Source organism: Chryseobacterium sp. BGA-UO-ETr-SB22 (genome assembly GCF_059567885.1).
Genome location: NZ_JCAQOV010000005.1, coordinates 553,610 through 564,935 on the forward strand (window position 1 = coordinate 553,610; position 11,326 = coordinate 564,935).

8 protein-coding genes are annotated in these 11,326 nt (G+C 35.4%); 5 read left to right on the forward strand and 3 right to left on the reverse strand.

All coding sequences use genetic code 11. The features are described from left to right. Positions 1 to 73 precede the first annotated feature (73 nt). The gene (locus AC57AW_RS09755; protein WP_496351702.1) at positions 74 to 1,339 is read right to left on the reverse strand and encodes a C45 family peptidase; all 1,266 of its coding nucleotides are present in this window, start codon (positions 1,337 to 1,339) and stop codon (positions 74 to 76) included. Positions 1,340 to 1,619: 280 nt separating this feature from the next. Here AC57AW_RS09755 and rpsA point away from each other — a divergent pair, with 280 nt between their 5' ends. The 4 genes from rpsA (at position 1,620) to AC57AW_RS09775 (ending at position 8,628) form a co-directional block, all read left to right on the forward strand. Further along, a complete protein-coding gene (rpsA, locus tag AC57AW_RS09760; RefSeq protein WP_318848154.1) occupies positions 1,620 to 3,410 on the forward strand; it encodes a 30S ribosomal protein S1 in 1,791 nt (596 codons plus the stop codon). A 386-nt stretch (positions 3,411 to 3,796) separates the two neighbouring features. Then, complete coding sequence (locus tag AC57AW_RS09765; RefSeq protein ID WP_496351703.1) at positions 3,797 to 6,445, forward strand: T9SS-dependent M36 family metallopeptidase; 2,649 nt, start codon at positions 3,797 to 3,799, stop codon at positions 6,443 to 6,445. Between the two features lie 123 nt (positions 6,446 to 6,568). After that, positions 6,569 to 7,555, forward strand: coding sequence for an EamA family transporter (locus AC57AW_RS09770; protein ID WP_496351704.1), 987 nt, complete (start codon positions 6,569 to 6,571; stop codon positions 7,553 to 7,555). A gap of 80 nt (positions 7,556 to 7,635) precedes the next feature. Next, the gene (locus AC57AW_RS09775) at positions 7,636 to 8,628 is read left to right on the forward strand and encodes an alpha/beta fold hydrolase (protein WP_496351705.1); all 993 of its coding nucleotides are present in this window, start codon (positions 7,636 to 7,638) and stop codon (positions 8,626 to 8,628) included. A gap of 90 nt (positions 8,629 to 8,718) precedes the next feature. On the opposite strand, the gene AC57AW_RS09780 is transcribed toward AC57AW_RS09775, so the two are convergent. Continuing rightward, on the reverse strand, positions 8,719 to 9,861 hold the full coding sequence (locus AC57AW_RS09780; protein WP_496351706.1) for a multidrug effflux MFS transporter: 1,143 nt from the start codon (positions 9,859 to 9,861) through the stop codon (positions 8,719 to 8,721). A gap of 76 nt (positions 9,862 to 9,937) precedes the next feature. Between AC57AW_RS09780 and AC57AW_RS09785 the strand changes: the two genes are divergently transcribed. Further along, a complete protein-coding gene (locus AC57AW_RS09785) occupies positions 9,938 to 10,720 on the forward strand; it encodes an AraC family transcriptional regulator (protein WP_496351707.1) in 783 nt (260 codons plus the stop codon). Between the two features lie 233 nt (positions 10,721 to 10,953). Here AC57AW_RS09785 and rplS read toward each other — a convergent pair whose 3' ends face one another. Further along, positions 10,954 to 11,310, reverse strand: a complete 357-nt coding sequence (rplS, locus tag AC57AW_RS09790; protein ID WP_047376947.1) for a 50S ribosomal protein L19 — start codon at positions 11,308 to 11,310, stop codon at positions 10,954 to 10,956. Positions 11,311 to 11,326 lie beyond the last annotated feature (16 nt).

Sequence of the window (11,326 nt, forward strand, 5' to 3'; positions counted from 1 at the left end):
ACAAGGGTGTTTAAATAATGTACTTAATTTCAACGTAAACTTCAGTCTCAATCTGAAAATCTAATATCTGCTTCTATTTCAATCTGCTCAACATCTCTTTTCCCCTTAATAAAGTAACAGGATAAGCTTCTTCGGGTTTTGAAATGGCCTTTTCATAAAATTCTTTGGCGGTACTGGTATTTCCCTGAGCTAAATTGATGAAGCCTGAAATTTCGTATATGAAATTTCGTAGTTTGAGATCTTTTTCTTCTTTAGTCGAGAGGTATTTTAGAAGCTTTTCAGCAGAGGTCAGACGGTTGTCTTTGTAGGGTTTTACATCATACCCGTTAGGTTTGCTGAACCAGTAATCCCACATGGCGCCATTATTATGCTCATTCCATGAGTATTTAATCAATTGTAAAGCCACTTCAAGCAGAGCAGAATCCAGATTTTTATTCTTTGGGTCTGATTTTTTACTTTCTGAGATATAGCGGTCGATTGTGGTATCGGGGTCTTCCTTCTGTATTTCTTGGAAAATAGATTCCTTAAGGTATAAAGAATGGTTTTTTGAGAAATTTTCATATGCGAATGAAGTAGGGAAATGATCTGCCAGATTTTCTATACGGTATCCTTTTTTGAGTTCTGATTTTAAATCAATTTTATATACTGTATTGTAGTCATGAAAAAGATACACATAAATAATTCCCTTTTTAAGATTACAGATGGTAGAATATAGAGTATTCAGTTCTCCTTCCTGATGTGTTTTATCTAAAATAGTTTTTAGAAATCCAACATTATTTTCCTTAGAAGCAGTAAGCATTTCATTGGCTATATCCGGTCTTCTGCATGAGAGTTTTCCATTGATCATATTACAGTTTGAATTCACCTGAAAGGCACCAGTTTTTTCTATGATTCCTTCGGGGGTGATCACAACAGAATTTCCTTCTTTATCAGCAAGTAGGGCTTTGGAAGATATGGCGTAATCATATTTTTTTAAAAAGACCATGGCTTCCTTTACGGTTTTGCATTTTCCCAGTATTTCCCACATCAAATCTCCTTTGTAAGGATTCTTTAGGTTCAATTTACTCAAATTGTAATTAGCTGCAGCAAAATCATAGAAAAGCCCATATTCATTCATCGCTGCGGCAGTTTGCATATCAGGAGCTCCAAAGCTGATGGATCCGTAACGGTCTTTGGTGGCAGGATTATACCAGATTCTTGTAAAAGGAGTCATGTCGTCTTCATTGGCGGCAACGAACATTTCTCCACCTCTCGAACACGAAAATATAGTACAAGATTTTACTGTATTAATAGGATATGAAAGAAAGATGATAGCAAATAATAGGAAAATTTTTTGCATGGTTTATTGATTTGTTAATTATTTTTGATAAATCCCGGTAATTTCTATTAAAACATTTCAGGGAATGAATCTATTACATTAGACTTAAGTTTCTACTTGATTTCTAATAAGAAGGAGTAGAAAACCCATTGTTAATATAAAATAAAATTCCTATCTTTGCACCCACTTTTGTGTGAAAGGTTTGAAAAGGTAAAATATTAAAAATTAATTACTTCCGTATTTTTTAGATCCACATTTATTCAAGCCATTAAAAAAGAAGGAATACAAATTTTATTAGAAAATGTCAAAAGAGACAAATTCAGCAGAGGTTTTATTAAACCAAAACGTAGCACCAGAACAATTTGATTGGGATTCTTTCGAATCAGGTCTTGATGCAGATGCGAGAAAAGAAAAAAGCGATTTAGAAGAAATCTACAACGGATCTCTTAACAGCCTAAACGATAATGACGTTTTAGTTGGTAGAGTAGTAAGATTAACTGATAAAGAAGCTATCGTAGACATCAACTTCAAATCTGAAGGTGTTATTTCTCTTAACGAATTCCGTTACAACCAAGGCCTAAAAGTAGGTGACGAGGTAGAAGTAATGGTTGACAAGAGAGAAGACAAAACTGGTCAGTTACAATTATCTCACAGAAAAGCTAGAACGCTTAAAGCTTGGGATAAAGTAAACGAACTTCACGAAACTGGAGAAATCGTTAACGGTTTTGTTAAATCAAGAACTAAAGGTGGTATGATCGTTGACGTTCACGGAATCGAAGCATTCTTACCTGGTTCTCAAATTGACGTTAAGCCAATTAAAGATTACGATCAGTTCGTAGGAAAAACTATGGAGTTCAAAGTTGTGAAAATCAACCCTGAGTTCAAAAACGTAGTTGTATCTCACAAAGCATTGATCGAAGCAGATATCGAAGGTCAGAAAAAAGAAATCATCGCTCAGCTTGAAAAAGGTCAGGTTCTTGAAGGTACTGTTAAGAATATTACTTCTTACGGTGTATTCATTGACTTAGGAGGTGTTGATGGATTGATCCACATTACAGACCTTTCTTGGTCTAGAGTGAACCACCCATCTGAAATCCTAGAGGACGGACAGACTGTAAAAGTTGTAATCCTTGATTTTGATGATGAGAAAACAAGAATCCAATTAGGTATGAAGCAATTAGAAGCTCATCCTTGGGATGCTCTTTCTGCTGACATGAAAGTTGGAGATAAAGTAAAAGGAAAAGTAGTAGTTCTTGCTGACTATGGTGCATTTGTAGAAATCGCTCCAGGTGTAGAAGGATTAATCCACGTTTCTGAAATGTCTTGGTCTACTCACTTAAGATCTGCTGGAGATTTCGTAAAAGTAGGTGATGAAGTAGAAGCTGAAGTATTAACTTTAGATAGAGAAGACAGAAAAATCTCTCTTGGTATCAAGCAATTGTCTAAAGATCCATGGGAAAATATCGAAACTAAGTATCCATTAGGATCTAAGCATGTAGGAACTGTAAGAAACTTTACTAACTTTGGTGTATTCGTAGAGTTAGAAGAAGGTATCGACGGATTAATCTACATCTCTGATCTTTCTTGGACTAAGAAAATCAAGCACCCATCTGAATTCTGTGCAGTAGGTGATAAATTAGATGTTGTAGTTCTTGAATTAGATATCCAAGCTAGAAGATTATCTCTAGGTCACAAGCAATTGACTGAAAACCCATGGGATAAATTCGAAACTAAATATGCTGAAGGAACTATCCACGCTGGTAAAGCTGTAGAAGTTCACGATAAAGGAGCTTCTGTTCAATTCGAAGATGCTGAGGTTGAAGCTTTCTGTCCTTCAAGATTATTAGAGAAAGAAGATGGATCTAAAATCAAAAAAGGTGAAGATGCTCAATTCAAAGTAATCGAATTCAACAAAGAATTCAAGAGAGTAGTAGTATCTCACACAGGTATCTTCAGAGACGAAGAAAAGAAAAACGTTAAAGAATCTTCTTCTAGAAACGTATCTTCTTCTTCAAACAACGAAGAAAGATCTACTCTTGGAGACATCGATGCATTAGCAGAGTTGAAAAGAAAAATGGAAGAAGGTAAATAATCTTTGAACCATTGATATATAAGGAGCCGCTCGTTTGAGCGGCTTTTTTTATGTTAATACAATAAAATGTAAAACTTGATAAGGAAAGAAACAGTAATATGCCATCAGAAAACAAAATTTTTCAAAAAAAATAGGGATCAATAATCATTAAGAATATCCATTGATGTGTGATTTATTTAATAAAGTAATTAAATCAGAAAGATCTAAAAATAAGGTAAATATAATGTGGTAGGCATAAATTTATGACGAGGTTCTCCTTATTGAGAAATATGTAAAACAATTCCAATATAATAGGTTTGTATGTATTTGTTTATTTTTAAATTTTAAATAAAAAAAACATTGATGGTTTGTGAATTATTTGTAGATTAGCAGCTTTAATAATGGATATGAAAAACAAAGCTCTACCTATTTTATTTGCAGTATTTTCTGCATTTCCGACAGTATTGTTTGGACAGGATAATGAAAAACTGATTAAAGATTATATTTCTCAAAATAAAATAAGAGAGTATAAAAAATCTGATCTTAATAATATCATTGTTGATAATGTAGATCCGTCAAAATCATTGAATGGTAATGTTGTTAAATTTTTACAGACTTATAATGGTTTACCAATATACAGCTCTGTAGGAACAGCATTGATCAAGGACAGTAAAATTGTTTACTACACAGATAATTTTGTAAAAGATTATACTGCATCTACATCGGGTACAGCTGTTATTAATAAGAATACAGCTCTTCAAAAAATTGCTGAAGATCTGAAAAATCCTGATATTGCAAATTTTACGATTCTTGAATATCTTGAGAAGACTCAAAAAAGAGCGACATCAGCCAATCAAAGACTTGTATATACCAATGACGAGAGTGGTAACTTGCGTTTAGCCTATGAATATACCTTAACGGAACCCAAGACTCCAAATTACTGGAATATTTTAGTAGATGCGAATAATGGAAACATCCTGTTAAAAAACAATCTGACTTTATCCTGTAATTTCCATCATGATGCTTATAGCTCAGATGCTGAGTACAGCCATGCTGATCATTTTGAAAATACCCTAATGGGGCCTCAAAATAATGTAACACAGAATAATATTCCGTTACTTTTACCGGATAATGCATCCTATAATGTATTTCCATTGCCTATTGAAGCGCCTACATTTGGAGCAAGATCAGTTCTTACCAATCCCTGGAATCTAAGTGCTTCCCCTGAAGGATGGCATTCTGATGGAGTTAATCATTACACGGTTACCAGAGGAAACAACGTTTTTGCTTATGAGGATGTTGCTGGAACGGCTTTAACGGCACCTGACTATCTTACAGGTACCCCAGCTGAAGGTGGTGCTACCAGAAATTTTAATTTTCCTTTTAATATCAACGAAACTTCTGTAAACAACAGGAATGCAGCAATTACCAATTTATTCTATCTGAACAACAAAATTCATGATGTTTTTTATAAATTCGGATTTACAGAATCTGCCAGAAACTTCCAGCAGAACAATTTTGGTAATGGGCCTGTAGGAGGAGATGATGATTCTGTGTATGCAGAAGCTCAAGATGGAGGTGGCTTAAATAATGCAAACTTTACTCCTCCTCAAGATGGCTATAATCCTAGGATGCAGATGTATCTTTGGTCAACAACCAATAGCCGATTACTATTTTATAATAGCCCCGGTTCTGCGGTTACCCGTGAGCCAATAGTTATAGGAGCTGCGTTTGGTCCAGCGTTAAATGTTTTAGGTGTAACTGGAGATGTAAAACTTTCACCAGATATACAAGGTTGCCAGGCATTACCAGCAGGAGCTCTTACAGGAAAGATTGGACTTATTGAAAGAGGAGGAACCAATTGTGGCTTTACAGTAAAAGTAAAGAATGCTCAAAATGCTGGAGCTGTTGGAGTTATAGTGTATAATAATACAGGAGCGGTTAATATTCCACCTGCCATGGGAGGTGCAGATGCTACGATTACAATTCCTTCGATACTTGTTACAAATTCAGAAGGAGAATATATAAAAAGTCAGCTTGCTTCCAATGCAACTGTAAATGTTACATTAAAAAAAGATCCAATATATAATGTAGTTCCTGATGGAAGCTTCGATAATGGAATTGTTATTCATGAATATGGACATGGAATTTCAAATCGACTTACAGGTACAGGTTCATCATGTTTGAGCGCAAATGTAAGTAAAGAACAAATGGGTGAAGGATGGTCTGATTTCTTTGCATTAATGTTAACAAATAAAGCAGGAGATAACGCTTTAGTACCAAGAGGTATGGGTACATACGTAGGTGGACAGCCAAATGAAGGAGGAGGTATAAGACCAGCAAGATATTCTCCTAACTTTGCCATTAATGATTTTACTTATGGAGATACTAATACAATGCAATATACTTCAAATGGGAGTTTGGTTCCGGACGTACACTCCATTGGGTTTGTTTGGGCAACAATGCTGTGGGATCTTCACTGGAAATATGTTGAAAAATATGGATATTCTTCAGATGTATTGTCAAATACTACAAATGGAAGTACAAGAGTACTGCAGTTAGTCACCAATGCATTAAAGCTTCAGGCATGTAACCCTAGTTTTATTGAAGGAAGAGATGCTATATTAGCGGCTGAATTAGCAACTACACAAGGGCAGGATAAATGTATGATTTGGGGTGTTTTTGCCAAAAGAGGTTTAGGTTTAAATGCTTCAGCTGGGGTTAAGAATAATATCACAGATCAGGTAGAAAATTTTGCGGTACCTGAAGAATGTTTGTTGGCTACTAATGAAGTGAAAACAAAGAAAGATAATAAAGTTTTGATCTATCCAAATCCGGCTAAAGATGAGTTTTATATCAACTTCCCAAGCAATACCCTTGGAAAAGTAAGCGTAGAACTTTATGATATGTCTGGTAAACTGGTTTCTTCTGAAGATAAAATCTCACCAGATGCTAAGAAAGCAATTTCTACAAGCAATTTGGTAAACGGAACTTATATGGTTAAAATCAAAGGATTAGGTTTCGAAGCAGCTTCAAAAGTAATGGTTAAAAAATAATTTATTTATAATCAATTTTAAAATCGCCACAAGCTTGCTTGTGGCGATTTTGTTTATCTATCATGATAACACTTTAGATTGGTTTAATTTATATGTCGTAACTTTGCAGGCTGTAAAAAAATTATGAAGAAGAAAAATATACTAAAAGGTGTTTTATTTGTAGGGATTGGAGCTAGTATATACGGTATGTTGGCCACTTTTGTGAAAATGGCTTACCATGATGGTTTCACCACTTCGGAAGTGACTACTTCCCAGTTCGTATTAGGTTTAATAGGACTTTTGATCCTTAATCTTATTCAGACCCTAACCTCAAAACAAAAGTTATCGCTGCCCAATTCTAAAGAAGTAAGAATGCTATTGCTTGCAGGAACTTCTCTGGGAGGGACAAGTTTATTCTATTATATTGCGGTACAATATATCAATGTTTCAATTGCTATTGTACTATTGATGCAGTCCGTCTGGTTCAGCGTGGTAGTGGAAAGTATTATTTCAAAAAAACTGCCCAATGCAAGAAAAGTAGTTTCTGTGGTTATTGTATTGTTGGGAACTGTTTTGGCCACGAATCTTATCAATATGGAGATTGAGCTGGACTGGCATGGAGTTTTCTGGGGATTGATGGCGGCTGCCTCATATACCCTGACAATGTTTACTTCCAATACACTGGCAACCCATCTTCCGGTTTTCAGGAAAAGTATTATCATGCTGGCAGGTGGCTCCGTAGTGGTTTTTGCATTTTTATTCTTTGCTCAGATAGGACCTATGTATTTTGATGGTTTAAAATCATTGTACTTGAATTTCACAGAAAATACAGAACATATTCACTCATTTAATTATTCAATATTCCTGACGTACGGATTTGTACTGGCTCTCTTTGGAACCATTATTCCACCAATTTTATTCAATGTCGGATTCCCAAATGCGGGATTGGGTCTGGGAAGTATTGTTTCCTCACTGGAACTTCCGGTTTCTGTAACGATGGCTTTTGTTTTATTGGGTGAGAAAGTATTTTTAATCCAATGGATAGGAATTGCCCTGATTCTTTTTGCTATTGTTTTGATGAATTTACCTTCAAAAAAAGTAAAAGAAGTTCCGATGGCAGAATTGTCTTAAAAAATATTTAAATAAAATAATAGTTGAACCGTTCCTTTTGGAGCGGTTTTTTTTAATTTTAATCTTTAAAATAAAGTTTCATGAAAGATTTCAGAAATATAACGGCTGCTTTTGCACTGATGATGTCTGGTTTTATATTTTCACAGGTAAAACCTCTGGATGCCATGCTTTCCGACTATAAATATCCTTATGAAGTTCATTTTCTCAATTTAAAATCTCAGGGAGAAGATTTGAAAATGGCTTATATGGATGTACAGCCACAAAAACCAAATGGAAAAACAATAATGCTTCTTCATGGAAAGAATTTCAACGGAGCGTATTGGGAGAAAACAGCAAAAGATTTGTCTGCGAAAGGATTCAGGGTAGTGATTCCAGATCAGATCGGGTTTGGAAAATCATCAAAGCCTCATGCTTACCAGTTTTCTTTTTCACAGCTGGCGGAAAATGCAAAAGCAGTTTTAGATGAATTAAAAATTGATAAAGCAATAATCCTGGGGCATTCGATGGGAGGAATGGTAGCGGCCAGATTTACATTGCTGTATCCGGAGAAAGTACAGAAACTGATTCTGGAAAACCCAATAGGACTTGAAGACTATAAAACGTTTGCAGCTTACCAGACTATTGATCAGGCATATCAATCTGAACTGAAAAATACTGCTGAAACCTATAAAAATTATCAGCTGAAATTCTATTATGATAACAAATGGAAACAAGAATATCAGCCATGGCTTGATCTGATTGCAGGATGGACGCTTCATAAAGATTACCCTCAGGTAGCATGGGATGCAGCGCTTACCTCGGACATGATCTACAATCAGCCGGTATGCTATGAATTTAAAAATATAAAAGTTCCCACATTGCTTATTATCGGAACAAGGGACAGAACTGCAATCGGGAAAGATAGAGCTCCCAAGGAACTTCAGCCGAAAATGGGGCAGTATCAGGAATTAGGAAAGAAAACTCAGCGTGAAATTGCAGGTTCAAAACTTGTAGAGATTGAAAATGTAGGACATCTTCCTCACATAGAAGTATATCCTCAATTTTTTGATGCCCTGTATCATTTTATACAATAGAATACTTGAAACATTAAGTTTTTTTTTAATGATTAAAATAATAAGCTACTTTGCTTTCCTTATCATTTCATTAAACTTAATGTTTCAATTTTATTGCTTCTTGCAATCAATAAGTAGTAAAGTACAAACTCCAATTCCCGAAAATAAGACACATGAAATCCCTAAATTCTGTATAAAGCCAATGCTTATCAGGCCTAAACCTATCAGTACATAATAAATCAATCCCAATAAAGCTCCGGCACTTCCGGTTTCGTTTTTATAATTGATAAGTGCAGTACTCAGAATATTCGGGACTGCCATACTGAATGCCATAACAATAAAAAAATAGGGAATTAAGAAATATATTCCTGCATTTGTCAGAATCCATACGAAAATAGAAGCTATAAATGCAGTAAATGTACCTGCTTCAACTAAGTGTTTAGGTTGTATATTCCTCAATAACAGAAATCTATTAAGTTTTGCTCCTGAAAATGTTCCGCCAGCCAGTATAATACTGCTGTATCCAAAAACATAAGAGGAATAATGATTGTCTTTAAAGATAAATGGAGCCAGTGAATAGTATGAAAACAGCAAGACATTAAAACTCATAATCAGTAAGCAGCATTTTATGATCGCCTGATCACGAAGCATCCTTTTTAATAAACCTGCTAAAATACCCATGTTAATTTTCTTTACTGAATGATGGGTTTCCGAAACTTTTTTCCGGGAAAGAATAAAAAACAGCCCTCCGAGCAGGCATAATGTTATGAAAACACCCTGGTGCCCAACAGAACTGGCCAATGCTGAACCTGTGGTCATTCCTATTACAGGACTTATGGATAAACCAATTCCGATCCAGGAAAATACTTTACTGATGTTGTCTTGATCATAAGTGTCTCTTAGAATGGTTTGGGTTACTATAGAGCCCACGGAGATTCCAAATGCAGAAATAACCCTGGCGCTAAGAAGAACCATAAAACTAGGCGCAAAAACAGCCGTCAGAGTTCCGATGCCATAAGTGATAAGTCCATATTCCAGGGCCTTTTTCCTTCCGATTCTGTCACATTGTACTCCCCAAAATGCTACTCCCAGAGCAAATGCTATAAAATATAAACTGATCGTCAGGGCGACAGATTCTTCTTTCACTCCGAATTGTTCCTGTACCATTGGTAAAACAGGGCTGTAAATGGTTTCTACAAACTGAGGAAGCATTACAAGCACGGTCAGCAGCCAGATAGGATTTGTCTTTTTCATTTTTTTTCTGCAAAGTTTCCAAAATTTCAATGTATATTTATAATGATATAAAAACAAAAAACATCAAAAATAAGACATGGCTGTATTGAAGCAAAATGAAGAGTTTGATGCGGATTCTATTCAGGGAAAAGTAATTGGAATAGCTTCTGATATGGTGATGCATGATTCCGGCTTTCATCTTCATACAACGAAGGTTCAGCTGCTCTATGCGCCATCTGGCTGTATGACGGTCACAACCTCTGACAGACAGTTGGTACTTCCTCCCTTCAGAATGCTCTGGATTCCTGCCAATGAGATTCACCGTGTAAATTTCAGAAATATTGTGGCTTACAGATCAGTTTATTTTGATAAAAGTTATGCAGAAAAATATATGGGCTCCGGCCTTAGAGTGTTGCATGTAAATCCTTTATTAAAAGAAATTATCGAAAGGATCTGCTTTTGGGAATGGTCAGATCTCAGAAATGATCAGGCCAGTCTGATGCATGTATTTTGGGATGAAATGAACAGTGCTCCGGAGGAAAAACTGGAACTTACAATGCCACAAGACAGGCGTTTTAAGAAAATTTCAGAAGAGTGGACTCTGCGATATGCTATGCCACCAATGTTGAAAGATCTTACAGAAAAAATCGGAGCAGTGGAGAAGACAATCAGCCGTATTTTTAAAAAAGAAACAGGGTTATCTTATCAGGAATGGAGACAGCAGTGGCGGTTACAAAGATCGATTGAGCTTTTGGTAGAAGGTAATTCAATAGGAGAGGTGTCCTATATTTTAGATTTCTCGTCAGACAGTGCTTTTATAGAATTTTTTAAAAAGCATACAGGCTCAACTCCTTTGCAGTATCTCATAAAACATGAGTAATATTTTTACAGGTAATAAAGCGTTCGGATAGTTAAAAACTCCGCCAAACCCTGTCAAGGTTCTAAAGCTTGATAGGGGTTAGAACACTTTTACAGTATGTAATGAAACATGAATACATATTGATAATTTAGAAACAGGAAAAGGACTCCAAATAGAAAATAAAGAATGTTTTAAACAAAAAAAGAGACTGTTTACGTGTAAACAGCCTCTCTTTGTATGTATTGTTGTCTGAATTATTTCTTCTTGTAAGCAGCGTCTTTGATTCTTGCTTTTTTACCTCTAAGGTCTCTGAAGTAGTAAATTCTAGCTCTTCTAACTCTACCTTTTCTATCAAGCTCGATTTTTTGAAGCGCAGGTAGGTTAATAGGGAATACTCTTTCTACACCTACATCACCACTCATTTTTCTGATAGTGAAAGTTTTTGTAGAACCAGTACCTCTTAATTGGATAACTGTTCCTTTGAAGAACTGAGTTCTTGTCTTTTGTCCTTCTTTAATTTCGTAATACACAGTAATTGTATCACCTGCTTTGAATTCAGGGAATTCTTTTTTAGCGATGTACTTGTCTTGTACGTACTTTAATAAATCCATTATTAATAAAATAAAA